The following is a 14,008-nucleotide window of genomic DNA, read 5'->3' as shown; positions in this document are numbered from 1 at the left end:
TAAAGATGGCGTTTATCAATGCGCCCAATTCGTGGTCCGGGTTAGGATGCGAGGGCTGCGGCCTCGCGCGCCAGTGCTTCGATCCGCGCGGGGTCGAGCGGGCCCGACGGCACGACCCAGCTGCCGCCGACGCACAGCACCGGCCCCAGCGCGAGCCACTCGGGCGCGGTCGCGGCGCTGATCCCGCCGGTTGGGCAGAAATTGATCCCGCCGAACGGCCCCGCGAGCGCCTTCAACGCCGGGATCCCGCCGCTCGTCGCCGCGGGAAAGAATTTGAAACTGTCGAGCCCGAGGTCGAGCCCCGCCATGATGTTCGACGCATTGGCGACGCCGGGCAGGAAGGGGATACCGTTCGCCACCGCCGCTTCGCCAAGGCTGTCGGTGAGGCCCGGCGAGACGATGAATTCGGAGCCCGCATCGAGCGCGTCCTTCAGCATCCGGGGGTTGAGTACTGTCCCGGCGCCGACCACAGCGCCCGGCACCTTCTTCATCGCCGCAATGGCATCGAGCGCGGCCGGCGTGCGCATCGTCACTTCGAGCACCTTGAGCCCCCCCGCGACGAGCGCCTCGGCCATCGGCACCGCATCCTCGACGCGGTCGATGACGATCACGGGGATGACGGGCGCGAGGCGCATGATCTGGTCGATGCTTTTGTCGGTCATTTCAATTCCTTCGTCGCCCCCGCGAAGGCGGGGGCCGCTATCAGTGTTGCGCATGGTTGCCAGCGGCCCCCGCCTTCGCGGCGGCGACGAGCTAGATTACCGTTTCCATCGCCGCCAAAACCGCCGACCCGCCCTTTTCGGCTTCGTCGGCGTGATGGCGGAATAGGGCGAACAGTTCGCGACCGACGCCCAGCGCCGGCGGCGGCGCGACGGCGGGACTGCGCGCGGCCCAGATATCAGGATCGACGAGCGCGAGCACCTCGCCCTTGCGCGCGCAAACGCGGACAATGTCGCCGTCGACTAGGAAGGCGAGCGGGCCGCTGACGCCGTCGATGCCCGGCAGCGCTTCGGGCGACAGGTGGATCACCGCGGGGACCTTGCCGCTCGCGCCCGACATGCGGCCGTCGGTGAGCAGCGCGACGCGGAAGCCGCGATCCTGGAGCACACCCAATGCCGGGGTCAGCTTGTGCAGTTCGGGCATGCCATTGGCGCGCGGGCCCTGGAAGCGCACGACGACGATGACGTCGTGTTCGAGCTCGCCCGCCTTGAACGCCGCCAGCACCGCGTCCTGCGTGTCGAATATCCGGCACGGCGCCTCGATCGTCCAGCGATCCTCGGCAACCGCGCTGGTCTTGATGATCGCGCGGCCAAGGTTGCCCGCGAGCAGGCGCATCCCGCCATCGGGCGAGAAAGGCGCTGCAGCGGGGCGGAGCATGGTGTCGTCGCGGCTTGTCGCGGGCGCCGCCTGCCAGTGGAGTTCGTCGTCGACGAGCACGGGCTCCGACGCATAGTCGGCCATCGTCCCGCCGACTGTCAGCACGTCGCCGTGCAGCAAGCCAGCGCCGAGGAGTTCGCGCACGACATAGCCGATGCCGCCCGCGGCGTGGAAATTGTTCACGTCGCCCGCACCGTTCGGATAAACGCGCGCGAGCAGCGGCACCGCGTGACTGAGCTCGTCGAAATCCTGCCAGTCGATGATGATCCCCGCCGCGCGCGCGATCGCGGGCAGATGGATCGCATGGTTGGTCGACCCGCCCGTGGCGAGCAGCCCGATCGCGGCGTTGACGATCGCTTTCTCGTCGACGCAGCGCGCCAGCGGGCGATAATCGTCACCGTCCCAGCCGATCTGCGCGACGCGATGCGTCGCGGCACGCGTCAGTTCCTGGCGCAGCTTGGTGCCGGGGTTGGTGAAGGCGCTGCCGGGGACGTGCAGCCCCATCAGCTCCATCATCATCTGGTTGCTGTTCGCGGTGCCATAGAAGGTGCAGGTGCCGGCGCCATGATAGCTCGCCGCTTCGGCTTCGAGCAGTTCGTCGCGGGTCGCCTTGCCCTCGGCATAAAGCTGGCGGACGCGCTGCTTTTCCTTGTTCGCGAGCCCCGAAGGCATCGGCCCGGCGGGGATGAGGATTTGCGGCAGATGGCCGAAGCGCAGCGCGCCGATCAGCAGGCCGGGAACGATCTTGTCGCAGATGCCGAGCAGCAGCGCGCTCTCGAACATCGCGTGGCTCAGCGCGATTACCGTGCCCTGCGCGATATTATCGCGGCTGAACAGCGACAGGTCCATACCCGCCTGCCCTTGCGTCACCCCGTCGCACATTGCGGGAACGCCGCCCGCGACCTGCGCGGTCGCGCCGACTTCGCGCGCAAAAAGTTTGATCTGCTCGGGATAGCGGCCGTACGGCTGATGCGCCGAGAGCATGTCGTTATAGCTGGTGACGATGCCGATATTCATCTCGGCGCCGGACCGGATCGCGGGCTTGTCCTCGCCCGACGCGGCAAAGCCGTGTGCGAGATTGCCGCACGACAGATTGCCACGGTTGGTGCCGGCGTCGCGCTGGCGGTCCATCAGGTCGAGATAAGCGGCGCGGCGCGGGGCGCTGCGGGCGATGATGCGGTCGGTGACCGCTGCGATGGTAGGGTGGAGATCAGTCATAAAATTTCCTCGTCGCCCCCGCGAAGGCGGGGGCGGCTATCGGCGCAGCGCAGGTTGCCAGCGGCCCCTGCCTTCGCAGGGGCGACGTGTTTTCCTCAGTCATGCCAGCTCGCTCCGTCGCGTTCGATTAGCGCGATGGCGCTCGACGGGCCCCAGCTGCCCGCGGTGTAATTCTGCGGCGCCATATCGACCTCCGCCCAGGCATCGCGGATCGAATCGATCCACTGCCACTGCGCCTCGACCTCGTCGCGGCGGACGAACAAAGTCTGGTCGCCCTCGATGAAATCGAGCAGCAGCCGTTCGTACGCGATCCGCCGCCGCTCGCCGGCAAAGCTGTGCGAGAGCGAGACGTCCATCGTCACCTCTTTCAGCTTCACACCGTCGCGGTCGAGCCCGGGCTGTTTCGCCATCACCTTGACCCGGATATTTTCCTCGGGCTGCAGGTTGATGATCATGCTGTTCGCATCGAGCTTGCCCGCGCCGACGCGCGCGAAGATATTGTGCGGCACCGGCTTGAACTGGATCAGCACTTCGGACTTGCGTTGCGGCATGCGTTTGCCGGTGCGCAGGTAAAAGGGCACGCCCTTCCAGCGCCAGTTGTCGATATAGGCCTTGAGCGCGACAAAGGTTTCGGTGTTCGACGGGTTGCCGAGTTCGTCGGCATAGCCCGCGACCGCGCCGCCGTTCACCGCGCCGCTGGTGTACTGGCCCTTGACGCTGTGCGCCTTGACGTCGGCGGCGGTCATCTTGCGAAGGCTGCGCAGCAGCTTGACCTTCTCGTCGCGCACCGCGGTCGACGATACGCTTGACGGCGGCTCCATCGCGATGATCGCGAGGAGCTGGAGCATATGGTTCTGCACCATGTCCTTGAGCGCGCCGACCCCGTCATAATAGGAAACGCGGCCCTCGAGCCCGACGGTTTCGGCGACGGTGATCTGGACATGGTCGATCGCCTGCGCGTTCCACAGCGGCTCGAACAACATATTGGCAAAGCGCAGCGCCAGCAGGTTCTGCACCGTTTCCTTGCCGAGATAATGGTCGATGCGGAAGACGCGGTCTTCGGCAAAGGCATCGCCGACCTGCGCATTCACGTCGCGCGACGAGGCGAGATCGTGGCCGATCGGCTTTTCCATCGCGATGCGGCATTCGGCGCACGCGATGCCGGCGGCCTTGAGCCCCTGTGCGATCGGACCGAACATCGATGGCGGGGTCGAGAGATAGACGCCGATCGGGCGGCCCGTACGGTCGCCGAGCAGCGCAGCGAGTTCGTCATAACCCGTGCCCGCGCCGGCATCGATCGCGCAATAGTCGATGCGGTCGAGGAAGGCCGCGACACCCGCCTCGTCGATACGGTCGGCGGGCAAATGCTCGGTCAGCGCCTCGCGGACCTGCGCCTGAAACGCCGCGCGATCCATTTTCGAGCGCCCCGATCCGATGATCGTCAGCGCATCGGCGAGCAGCCCGTCGAGGTGGAGATTGTAAAGCGAGGGAAAGAGCATGCGCTGCGCCAGGTCGCCCGTCGCGCCGAACAGCACCAATGTTTCGACTTTCACGCTCACAATCGTCCCCTTGGATAACATGCAAAGAATTGGGCGATACACGAAGCGAATGCAACGCGCATACGTAGGCCGCATACGATGTCGGCACTTGGCAAATCCGACAACGCTGCCATAGGAATTCGCCATGGCCGACAGCCCTGCCCCTTATGATGTCATCGTCGTCGGCGGCGGGGTCAATGGCGCGGGTGTCGCGCGCGATGCCGCGGGGCGCGGGGCGCGCGTTCTGCTCCTCGAAGCGGGCGATCTCGCCGAGGGCACGTCGTCGAAATCGACCAAGCTGATTCACGGCGGGCTGCGTTACCTCGAACATTATGAATTCCGGCTCGTCCGCGAAGCGCTGAAGGAACGCGAAATACTGTGGGGCATCGCGCCGCACATTATCCGCCCACTGCGCTTTGTCCTGCCGCATCGGCCGGGGCTGCGGCCACGCTGGCTGCTGCGGCTCGGGCTGTTTCTCTACGACCATATCGGCGGGCGCAAGAAACTGCCCGCGACGCGCTCGATCGACCTGCGCCGTCATACCGCGGGCGGACCGCTGCAGCCGCAATATGTCCACGGCTTCGAATATTCGGACGGCTGGGCCGACGATGCGCGGCTGGTCGCGCTCAACGCGCGCGATGCCGCCGACCGCGGAGCGCGCGTTCGCACGCGGACGCGCGCCGAAATGCTGCGCTGCGAGGATGGCCTGTGGGTGGTCGACGCGCGCGACGATCAGGGCCACCAATATCGCTTCACCGGCCGGAGCGTCGTGAATGCGGCGGGCCCCGCGGTGCTCGACCTTCTCAAACGCGCCGACGCCGAACCCGACCATCAGATGCGGTTGGTGCGCGGTTCGCATATCGTCGTGCGCAAGGTCTTCGAGCATGACTATGCCTATTTCTTCCAGCTTCCCGACGGCCGCATCTTTTTCGCCATTCCTTATGAGCGCGACTTCACGCTGATCGGGACGACCGATCAGGACCATGACGGGCCGGCGAGCGAGGCGAAGGCGAGCGACGAGGAAATCGCGTACCTCTGCGAAGGCGCGAGCCTCTATTTCCGCACGCCCGTCACCCCCGCCGATGTCGTCTGGACCTATTCGGGCGTCCGACCGCTGATCGAGGATGGATCGGGCCGCCCCGAGGCGGCAACGCGCGGATACCGCATCGACCTCGACCTCGCCGAAGGTGCGCCGCTGCTCACCATCTATGGCGGCAAGATCACAAGCTATCGCCACGTCGCCGAAGCCGCGGTCGACGAGCTTGCCGATCATGTTCCGGCGCTGTCGTCCAAGCACTGGACCGCCAAGGCGCCGCTTCCCGGCGGCGATTTTCCGACGAATGGCGTGGCGGCGCTCAAGGCCGAATATAGGCTTTCCTATCCCTTCCTGACGGCGGCGACGGTCGACCGCATCACCCGCGCCTATGGCACCGATGCGCAGTCGTGGCTCGCGCAGGCCGAAGGTTGGGACGCGCTCGGCGGCGAGATCGCGCATGGGCTCAGCGTGGCGGAACTGCGCTGGATGGCGATGCGCGAATGGGCGCGCACCACCGACGATGTCCTTTGGCGGCGCAGCAAGCTGGGGCTGCATTTCACACCCGCGGAAACCGAGCGTCTTGCGGTTCATGTCGAACGCCTCGCTGCCGAAGCGCGGCAGTCCGACGTCGAATTTTTCGACGACGAGCGGACCCGCTAGATCCTGACCCTAATCCGCGCCGAACTGCTCGGCGAGCTTGGCGCGCCTTACCTTCCACGTTTCGGCGAGCACAGGCACGTCGCGGAGCGCGCGCAGGTCCGCCGGGCGATCCTTCGCCTCGCCGCCAATCAGCAACGCGAAAAGCGATGCCAGCGGCCATTCGGGATAGGGCCGCTCGACAAGGTCGAGTGCGTCGCCCGCCCGCACATGGCCGGGTTCGAGCACGCGGTAATACCAGCCCGTCCGCCGCGTCTTGACCACCTGCGCCATCACGCCCTTGGTTCCAAAGCGATGGTCGAGCTTCCAGCACGGCTGGCGCGCCTGCGTCACTTCGACGAGCGCGGTGCCGAGGCGGAAGCGGTCGCCGAGGAAGACATTCTGCTCGTCCATCCCGGCGGTCGAGATATTCTCGCCGAACGCGCCCGGTGCATCGAGTAGCGGCGCATCGTCCAGATACCCCCGCCACCAATCATAATGATCGGCGGGATAATGATGGATCGCCTTGTCGATGCCGCCATGCACCGTCCGGTCGGCCTGCTCGTCGCCGGCAAGGCCCATCGCGCCGACGGCGACCACGTCCGCCACCGGCAGCTTGCCGATGGCGCTGGGTTCGTCGCCCCGGAAGGGCTGTGACTTGCCAAGGAGGACGGCGAGAATTTCGGTATTCATACCCGCGATTGCATAGGCTCCGCCGCCGAAATGGCAATCGTCAGGCTTGCGCGAGCACCGGGGCAGCGCGCTGGGGCGATGCCAGCACGATCGCGAGGCCGGCAACCGCCATCACCGCGCCCGCAATCGACACCGCCGGAAAACCGAGGCCGAGCCCGATCACCCCGCCGCCGACCGCGGCGCCGATGGCATTGCCGAGGTTGAACGCGCCGATATTGACCGCCGAGGCGAGGTTTGGCGCGTCGGAGGCCGCCTCCATCACGCGCATCTGGAGCGGCGGGACGATGGCGAAGGTCGCGACGCCCCACAGGAAGATCGTAACCCCGGCCGCGATTGGCGAATACATTGTGACAGCAAACAGGATCAGCATCGCCGCAAGCCCGGTCAGCGAGACGATCAGGGTGCGGTCGATCGAACGGTCGGCAAAGATGCCGCCGAGCCAGTTGCCGGCGGTGAGGCCGAGGCCGTAGATCACCAGCATCGCGGTCACGAACAAGGTCCCTGCCCCCGTCGCTTCGGTCAGGATCGGTGCGATATAGGTGAAGACGGTGAACATCGCCGCCGAACCGATCGCGGTGAGCGCTAACGCGACGAGCACTTCGCGGCGCTTCAACACGCCCAGCTCGGCGAGCATATTGCCGCCCTCGACGCGCGCGATGTCGGGAAGCGCGAAACGGAGCGCGGCCATGGTGAAGAGGCCCCATATCGCGATCGCGCCGAACGCGGTGCGCCAGCCGAACGCCTCGCCGACCCACGGCGCGAGCGGCACGCCGATGACATTGGCGAGCGTCAGCCCCATGAACATCGCCGCGACCGCGCTCGCGCGCTTTTCGGGCGCGACGAGGCTCGCCGCGACAACCGATCCGACGCCGAAGAAGGCGCCGTGGTTGAGCGAGGTGATCACGCGCGCGACCATGAGCGTCGTGTAATCGCCCGCAATCGCCGACAGGAAATTGCCGAGCGTGAAGATCGCCATCAGCCCGATCAGCAGGGTGCGCCGGTTCATCCGCGCGGTGGTGAGCGTCATCAACGGCGCGCCGAGCATGACGCCCAGCGCATAGGCCGAGACGAGCAGCCCGGCGGCGGGGATCGAGACCCCCAACCCTTCGGCCATGTCGGGGAGCAAACCCATCGGGGCGAATTCGGTGATGCCGATTCCGAAGGCGCCGGTCGCCAGCGCGAGCAGGGGAAAGTTGATTTTCATGGGAGAGAGTCCAGTCAGACGAGCGGCGGGTTCAGCCGGGCAAAACCCGCCTGCTGCCGATAGGGGGTGTGCGGATAGGGCGGCAGCACGTCGCTCGCAGCGTCGAGCACCGCTACCTGGTCGGCGGTCAGCGCCCAGCCGACGGCTCCAAGATTCTGGCGCAGTTGTTCCTCATTGCGCGCGCCGATGATGACCGACGACACGGTGGGGCGCCGGAGCAGCCAGTTGAGCGCGATCTGCGGCACCGTCTTGCCGGTTTCGGCGGCGACGGCTTCGAGCGCGTCGATCACGCGGTAGAGCATCTCTTCGGCGACGGGCGGCGCGAATTGCTCGGTTTCGTGCAGGCGGCTGCCCGCGGGAATCGGGCGGTCGCGCCCGATCTTGCCGGTCAGGCGGCCCCAGCCGAGCGGGCTCCACACCAGCGCGCCGATGCCCTGATCGGCGGCGAGCGGCATCAAATCGGCCTCATAGGCGCGCCCGATCAGCGAATAATAGACCTGGTGCGCGACGAAGCGCGGCGTGCCGAGGCGGTCGGCGGCCGCCTGCGCCTTCATCAACTGCCAGCCGGGATAGTTGGAAACGCCGGCGTAGCGCAGCTTGCCCGCGGCGATCAGCGTAGCGAGCGTGCCCATCAGTTCGTCGACCGGGGTCGAGGCGTCGAACGCGTGGAGTTGCAGCAGGTCGATATGATCGGTCCCGAGCCGCCGCAGCGCATTCTCGACCGCGCGGATCAGCCGGCTGCGCGAGGCGCCCCAGTCCTGCGGCCCGTCGCCCATCGGCAGCCCGGTCTTGGTCGAGATCAGCACCGCATCGCGGCGCCCCTTGATCGCCTCGCCCAATATCTGCTCGGACGCACCGTTCGAATAGACGTCGGCGGTGTCGAACAGGGTGACCCCGGCATCGAGGCTGATGTCGATCAGGCGCCGCGCCTCGGCGGCGTCGCTCGTGCCCCACGCGCTGAACAGCGGCCCCTGGCCGCCGAACGTCCCGGTCCCGAAGCTCAACGCCGGAACGCGAAGCCCCGACGATCCCAATTGCCGATATTCCATGATCCTGCCCTTTCGATTACGTGTCGTACGCATAGATGGACTCGAGATGACAGGCGCAGTAGCGTCCACGGGAGCCAAGGATTTTTGAAATGAACGCAAAGATGGACGGTAGTGGCGATCGCGCGCGATCGATGGAGGTCTTCGCCGCTACCGTCGCGGAGGGCAGCTTTTCCGCCGCCGGCCGCTGCCTTGGCCTCACGCCGTCGGCGGTCAGCCGCACGATCGACCGGATCGAGGCGCGGCTCGGCGTGCGCCTGCTGCTACGCTCGACGCGCGCGCTGGCGCTGACCGCCGAGGGCGAGGCCTATCTGCGCGCGGCGCGGCGCATCCTCGCCGACCTCGGCGATGCCGAACAGGCGATCGCCGATCAGGGCGCCCCGCGCGGACGGCTGCGCGTCAGCGCGGCGCAGGCGCACGGGCGGCTGACCATCGTGCCCTTGCTCGGCGACTTCGTGCGCCTGCACCCGCACATCCTCGTCGACATCAGCCTTGCCGACCGGCTCGTCGACATTTCCGCCGGTCAGGCCGACGTCGCGATCCGTTTCGGTCCGCTGGCCGACAGCCCACTCACCGCGCGCAAGCTGGGCGAAAGCCGCCGCATCATCATCGCTTCGCCCGCCTATCTCGCCGCGCACGGCACGCCGCGCGTGCCCGAGGATCTGCACGGCCATAATTGCCTGAACTTCAATTTCCGCCGCGCCGAGCCGACTTGGCCCTTCCGCGACGGCGACCGCGAATTCACGTTATCGGTGCAGGGCAATATCGAGGCGAACAATGGCGAGACGCTGGGACAGCTTGCGGCGGCCGGCGTCGGCATCGCGCGCGTCGGCGCGTTCAGCATCGCCGACCAGATCGCGAGCGGCGCGCTCGTCCCGATATTGGAGGACTATAATCCGGGCGATATCGAGGCGATCCACGCGGTGTTTGCTGGCGGCGCGAACACCCCGGCGCGGGTGCGCGTATTCGTCGACTTCCTCGCCGAACGGCTCGGTCGTGCCGGTTGAGACAGGCGAGCGCGGATGCGGTACGGTGTGCCGATGAATCAGGAAATGATCGACCTTCCGGTCCGGCGACTGGGGCTTGGCAAGCCCGGCGACGCGGAGTTGACCCGCAGCATTCCGGTCGAGGCGCCGGTTTCGGTCGAGGTCGGCGGCATTGCCTATGCCGTGATGATGGCGACCCCGGCCGATCTTGAAGATTATGCGATTGGCTTTGCGCTTGGCGAGGGTCTGATCGAAACCCCGGGTCAGATCGGACGGATCGATGTGCAACCGATCGAAGGCGGTTGGGCGCTGCGCATCTGGCTACCTCCCGAACGCAACGCGCTCGCGCTCGAACGCGCGCGCAAGCGCGTGAGCGAGAGCAGCTGCGGGCTGTGCGGGATCGAGAATATCGAAGAGGTGTTGCGGCCGCTGCCGCCCGTGACCGCGCGCATCAGGGCCGATCGCACCGCCATCGCGGCGGCGATCGCGGCGCTGCACGATCATCAGCCGCTCGGCCGCGCAACGGGCGCCGTCCATGCCGCTGCCTTCTGCTCGCCCGCGGGTGCCATCCTGCTCGCGCGCGAGGATGTCGGGCGGCACAATGCGCTCGACAAGCTGATCGGGGCGCTGGCACGCGCGGGTATCGATCCCGCCTCCGGCTTTATCCTGCTGTCGGCGCGGTGCAGCTATGAGCTGGTCGAAAAGACGGTGCGCGCGGGCTGTCCGATGCTCGTCACCATCTCGGCGCCGACCAGCCTTGCCGCGACACGCGCGGTGCAGGCGGGGCTGACGCTCGTGACGCTGGCGCGGGCGGATTCGGCGCTGGTTGTCAGCGATCCGCACGGAATGATCGCATGACGACGCTCGGCGCGGTGCTCGCAGGCGGGCGGTCGAGCCGCTTCGGGTCGGACAAGGCGCTCGCGATGCTCGATGGGCGGACCTTGCTCGACCATGCGCTGGCGGCGCTGCGCCCGCATTGCGATGCGGTGATCGTTGTCGGCAGGGGCGAGATCGCCGATTGGCCGCGCGCCGACATGGGGCCGCTCGGCGGGATTGCGGGGGCGCTCATCCATGCGGCAGATCAGGGCTTCGATCGGGTGCTGACGGCGCCGGTCGATTGCGTGCGCCTACCCGCCGATCTTCGCACGATTCTCGAACCGGCGCCGGCCTTTCTCGAAACGCAGCCGGTGATCGGTCTCTGGCCGGTTGCCTCGATCGACGACCTGCGGGCCATCCTGGAGGATGGACACGACCTCGCGGTCCGGGCCTATGCCCGACGGATCGGCGCGCGAGCGGTCTCCAGCGATTTCGTGCCGCCGAACATCAACAGCGCCGCCGACCTCGACCGGCTGGCGGGGTCATGATCCGCCGATGGCGTTCACGGTGAACGCCAAAATGCCCATGTTGAAGACAAATGCCGCCATGCAGTGGCCGAGCACGACGCGCCGCATATGCGCGCCCGATATGGTGACGTCCGACGTCTGGAAGGTCATGCCGAGCGTGAAGGCGAAATAGAGGAAGTCCCAATATCCGGGCTCATGCACGCCCGGAACCTCGATCCCGCACTGATCGCGCCCGTCCTTCTGCAGATAGTAGAGATGCGCATAGTGGAGCGTGAACACGATGTTCGCGAACAGCCACGCCAGCGCGAGCGTTGCGATGATCAGGAGGACGTCGCAGCGGCCCAGCTTGCCCGGGCTCGCGATCAGTGTCCCGACCGCAAACAATATGACGAGCGAGAGCAGCACGGTGATCGCGAGCAGGCCGATGCGGTTCGCGTCATTAAATTCGGCGCGGCGGCGCATCTGGTCGGCGTCGGCGCGGAAGAGCGGCATCACGGTGCAAAGAAAGACGAAGGCGGCGACGTCGAAGCCGATCAGGAACGCGGCGCGCGGATCGATGTCCAACGCTAGCGCCGCGCCCATCGCGGCGAGCAGCACGAACGGAAAGATCAGGAAACGGACGGGCGCGATATGTTTGCCGACGGGCATCGGCGGCGTCAGTCCGCGGCCCGGACGACGCGCACCGGGATCGATTTCGCCGCCGGACAGCCGCTCGTCCTGTCGTAATGGGCCAGCGGCAGCAGCGGGTTGAGCTCGGGATAATAGCCCGCGACCGAGCCGCGCGACATCGGATAGTCGAGGATCGTCAGCCCCCCTACCCGGCGCACGACGCCGTCGGCGCTGATCGTTTCGAGCGCGACCTTCGTTCCCGCCTCGAGCCCGCGGGCCGCGATGTCGTCGGCGTTCATGAACAGGACCATGCGGTCGTTATACACGCCGCGATAACGATCATTGTAGCTGTAGATCGTCGTGTTGAACTGGTCGTGCGAGCGGACGGTCGCAAGGCGCAGCATGTCGGGATCGTCGACCGCCGCATTGACCGCAAGCCCCGGCAGCACGAGGAAATTGGCCTTGCCGTTCGGCGTCGCCCACACGCGGCGGCGCGGCGGGATATCGAGGTGAAAACCCATCGGCGCCTTGATGCGCTCCGAAAAACCCTCGTAGAGCGCGGGATAGACCGCGGCGATCTTGTCGCGGATCAGGCCATAATCGTCGATATAGCTGGCCCAGCCGGTCTTGCTGTCCGGAAGCGTCGCCATTGCCATGCGGCAGACGATCTCGGTCTCGGGCATCAGGTCGGCGCTCGCAGGTTCGAGCACGCCGCGCGAGGCGGTGACGTTCGACATCGAATCCTCGATCGTCACGAACTGCTCGCCTGCCGCGGTTTCGATCCGCTCGGAGCGCGCGATAACGGGCAGGATCAGCGCGTCGCGGCCGTGGACGAGGTGCCCGCGGTTCAGCTTGGTCGCGATCCCGACGGTCAGGTCCAATTTTCGCATCGCGTCGTAAGCGCGGCCGGTGTCGGGCACCGCGCGTACGAAATTGCCGCCGAGGCCGATGAAGACCTTGGCGGTGCCCGCCATCATCGCCTCGACCGATTCGATGCTATGATGGCCCTCGCCGCGCGGGGGTTCGAAACCGAAGACATCGCGCACCTTGTCGAGATAGGCCTGGCCCGGTTTCTCGTCGATCCCGACGGTGCGGTCGCCCTGGACGTTCGAATGGCCGCGGATCGGCGAGATACCCGCGCCCGGTTTTCCGTAATTGCCCTTGAGGAGCAGCAGGTTCGCGATCTGCTGGACGAGCTGCGATCCCTGCTGATGCTGGGTCACCCCCATGCCGTAGCAGATGATCGTCGCGTCCGATCGGATGTAGATTTCGGCGCAGCGGCGGATCTGCGCCTCGTCGATCCCCGCCGCGGCCACAAGGTCGGGCCATGTCTGCGCCTCGATATCGGCCTTCAGCGTTGCGAAACCCGACGTATGTTCGGCGATGAAGTCGTGATCGAGCACAGTTTCGCCCGCGGCCTCGCGCTCGAACATCACCTTCATCATGCCCTTGAGGAGCGCGAGATCGCCGCCGATCCGGATATGCACGAATTCGCTGCTGACCTCGGTCGAGCCGAAGGTCGCCATCTGGACGATGTCCTGCGGCTCGGTGAATTTGATCAGCGCGCGCTCGGGCATTGGGTTGACCGCGACGATCGGGACCCCGCGCTTGCGCGCCTCGACCAGCGGGGTCATCATCCGCGGCGCGTTGGTCCCCGCGTTATGCCCGATCAGGAAGATCGCCTCGGCGTGCTCGAAATCGTCGAGGATCACCGTGCCCTTGCCGACCCCGATCGAGTGCGGCAGCCCGCGGCTCGTCGGTTCGTGGCACATGTTCGAACAGTCGGGGAAATTGTTGGTGCCAAATTCGCGCACGAAGATCGAATAGAGGAACGCTGTCTCGTTCGCGGTGCGGCCCGAGGTGTAGAATTCGGCCTCGTGCGGGCTGGCGAGCGCGCGCAAATGTCGGCCGATCAGCGCGAAGGCATCGTCCCAGCGCACCGGCACATAATGGTCGGTCGCGGCGTCGTAGCGCATCGGCTCGGTCAGCCGCCCCTGCATTTCGAGCCAATAGTCCGACTGCTCCATCAGGTCGGTCACGCTGTGCTGCGCAAAAAATTCGCGCGTCACGCGGAATTTCGTCGCCTCGTGCGCGAGCGCTTTCGCGCCATTTTCGCAGAACTCGAGCTTCTTGGTGCAGCTGGCGTCGGGAAAGGCGCAGCTCGGGCATTTGAAACCGCCCGGCTGGTTCATCGACAGCAGCGCGCGCGATCCCTTGGTGACGACGCTTTGTTCGAGCAGCACCTTCGCGGTCGCGGCCGCTGCGCCCCAGCCGCCGGCGGGGCTGTTGTAGGATTTGTACCGGGGTTTATCGTCAGCCATC

General features: G+C 66.7%; 12 protein-coding genes. 4 read left to right on the top strand and 8 right to left on the bottom strand.

Translation table 11 applies throughout. From position 1 onward, the window contains the following. Window positions 1-41: 41 nt before the first annotated feature. The 3 genes from eda to zwf form a co-directional block, all read right to left on the bottom strand. Window positions 42-662 carry a bifunctional 4-hydroxy-2-oxoglutarate aldolase/2-dehydro-3-deoxy-phosphogluconate aldolase gene (eda, locus tag ACTJI5_RS13300; protein ID WP_440860648.1) on the bottom strand — a complete coding sequence of 207 codons (621 nt, stop codon included), beginning with the start codon at window positions 660-662 and terminating at the stop codon, window positions 42-44. Between the two features lie 91 nt (window positions 663-753). After that, complete coding sequence (gene edd / locus ACTJI5_RS13295) at window positions 754-2,595, bottom strand: phosphogluconate dehydratase (RefSeq protein ID WP_440860647.1); 1,842 nt, start codon at window positions 2,593-2,595, stop codon at window positions 754-756. A gap of 95 nt (window positions 2,596-2,690) precedes the next feature. Beyond that, window positions 2,691-4,175, bottom strand: a complete 1,485-nt coding sequence (zwf, locus tag ACTJI5_RS13290; RefSeq protein WP_440860646.1) for a glucose-6-phosphate dehydrogenase — start codon at window positions 4,173-4,175, stop codon at window positions 2,691-2,693. Window positions 4,176-4,278: 103 nt separating this feature from the next. On the opposite strand from zwf, the gene glpD reads away from it, so the two are divergent. Continuing rightward, window positions 4,279-5,829: a glycerol-3-phosphate dehydrogenase gene (glpD, locus tag ACTJI5_RS13285; protein WP_310255124.1), complete on the top strand. Its 1,551-nt coding sequence runs from the start codon at window positions 4,279-4,281 to the stop codon at window positions 5,827-5,829. 9 nt (window positions 5,830-5,838) lie between these two features. Here glpD and ACTJI5_RS13280 read toward each other — a convergent pair whose 3' ends face one another. Genes ACTJI5_RS13280 through ACTJI5_RS13270 form a run of 3 tightly spaced genes read right to left on the bottom strand, consistent with a single transcriptional unit; the run spans window position 5,839 to window position 8,751 of the window. Further along, window positions 5,839-6,498: an MOSC domain-containing protein gene (locus ACTJI5_RS13280; RefSeq protein WP_440860645.1), complete on the bottom strand. Its 660-nt coding sequence runs from the start codon at window positions 6,496-6,498 to the stop codon at window positions 5,839-5,841. 40 nt (window positions 6,499-6,538) lie between these two features. Further along, window positions 6,539-7,702, bottom strand: coding sequence for an MFS transporter (locus ACTJI5_RS13275; protein WP_440860644.1), 1,164 nt, complete (start codon window positions 7,700-7,702; stop codon window positions 6,539-6,541). A gap of 14 nt (window positions 7,703-7,716) precedes the next feature. Then, window positions 7,717-8,751 carry an aldo/keto reductase gene (locus ACTJI5_RS13270; protein ID WP_440860643.1) on the bottom strand — a complete coding sequence of 345 codons (1,035 nt, stop codon included), beginning with the start codon at window positions 8,749-8,751 and terminating at the stop codon, window positions 7,717-7,719. A gap of 89 nt (window positions 8,752-8,840) precedes the next feature. Between ACTJI5_RS13270 and ACTJI5_RS13265 the strand changes: the two genes are divergently transcribed. Genes ACTJI5_RS13265 through mobA form a run of 3 tightly spaced genes read left to right on the top strand, consistent with a single transcriptional unit; the run spans window position 8,841 to window position 11,098 of the window. Then, on the top strand, window positions 8,841-9,755 hold the full coding sequence (locus ACTJI5_RS13265) for a LysR family transcriptional regulator (RefSeq protein ID WP_440860642.1): 915 nt from the start codon (window positions 8,841-8,843) through the stop codon (window positions 9,753-9,755). Window positions 9,756-9,800: 45 nt separating this feature from the next. Further along, window positions 9,801-10,592, top strand: coding sequence for a formate dehydrogenase accessory sulfurtransferase FdhD (gene fdhD, locus ACTJI5_RS13260; RefSeq protein ID WP_440860641.1), 792 nt, complete (start codon window positions 9,801-9,803; stop codon window positions 10,590-10,592). After that, a complete protein-coding gene (gene mobA / locus ACTJI5_RS13255) occupies window positions 10,589-11,098 on the top strand; it encodes a molybdenum cofactor guanylyltransferase (RefSeq protein ID WP_440860640.1) in 510 nt (169 codons plus the stop codon). Before fdhD ends, mobA begins: the two co-directional genes overlap by 4 nt. Here the strand turns inward: mobA and ACTJI5_RS13250 are convergent. Further along, window positions 11,093-11,725 (bottom strand): DUF1345 domain-containing protein, encoded by a 633-nt coding sequence (locus ACTJI5_RS13250; RefSeq protein ID WP_440860639.1) that lies wholly within the window; start codon window positions 11,723-11,725, stop codon window positions 11,093-11,095. The genes mobA and ACTJI5_RS13250 overlap by 6 nt on opposite strands. An 8-nt stretch (window positions 11,726-11,733) precedes the next feature. Continuing rightward, window positions 11,734-14,007, bottom strand: coding sequence for an FdhF/YdeP family oxidoreductase (locus tag ACTJI5_RS13245; RefSeq protein ID WP_440860638.1), 2,274 nt, complete (start codon window positions 14,005-14,007; stop codon window positions 11,734-11,736). Between the last annotated feature and the right edge of the window lies 1 nt (window position 14,008).

The sequence above is a fragment of the Sphingopyxis sp. 22461 genome, assembly GCF_052044915.1.
In the GTDB taxonomy this organism is placed as follows: Bacteria; Pseudomonadota; Alphaproteobacteria; order Sphingomonadales; family Sphingomonadaceae; genus Sphingopyxis.
The sequence above is the reverse complement of the archived record's forward strand: the minus strand, read 5'-3'. Positions and strand labels throughout refer to the sequence as shown.

Coding starts and splice junctions, on each gene's coding strand:
- eda (WP_440860648.1), bottom strand. CDS start 662: ATGACCGACAAAAGCATCGACCAGATCATGCGCCTCGCGCCCGTCATC.
- edd (WP_440860647.1), bottom strand. CDS start 2,595: ATGACTGATCTCCACCCTACCATCGCAGCGGTCACCGACCGCATCATC.
- zwf (WP_440860646.1), bottom strand. CDS start 4,175: ATGTTATCCAAGGGGACGATTGTGAGCGTGAAAGTCGAAACATTGGTG.
- glpD (WP_310255124.1), top strand. CDS start 4,279: ATGGCCGACAGCCCTGCCCCTTATGATGTCATCGTCGTCGGCGGCGGG.
- ACTJI5_RS13280 (WP_440860645.1), bottom strand. CDS start 6,498: ATGAATACCGAAATTCTCGCCGTCCTCCTTGGCAAGTCACAGCCCTTC.
- ACTJI5_RS13275 (WP_440860644.1), bottom strand. CDS start 7,702: ATGAAAATCAACTTTCCCCTGCTCGCGCTGGCGACCGGCGCCTTCGGA.
- ACTJI5_RS13270 (WP_440860643.1), bottom strand. CDS start 8,751: ATGGAATATCGGCAATTGGGATCGTCGGGGCTTCGCGTTCCGGCGTTG.
- ACTJI5_RS13265 (WP_440860642.1), top strand. CDS start 8,841: ATGAACGCAAAGATGGACGGTAGTGGCGATCGCGCGCGATCGATGGAG.
- fdhD (WP_440860641.1), top strand. CDS start 9,801: ATGATCGACCTTCCGGTCCGGCGACTGGGGCTTGGCAAGCCCGGCGAC.
- mobA (WP_440860640.1), top strand. CDS start 10,589: ATGACGACGCTCGGCGCGGTGCTCGCAGGCGGGCGGTCGAGCCGCTTC.
- ACTJI5_RS13250 (WP_440860639.1), bottom strand. CDS start 11,725: ATGCCCGTCGGCAAACATATCGCGCCCGTCCGTTTCCTGATCTTTCCG.
- ACTJI5_RS13245 (WP_440860638.1), bottom strand. CDS start 14,007: ATGGCTGACGATAAACCCCGGTACAAATCCTACAACAGCCCCGCCGGC.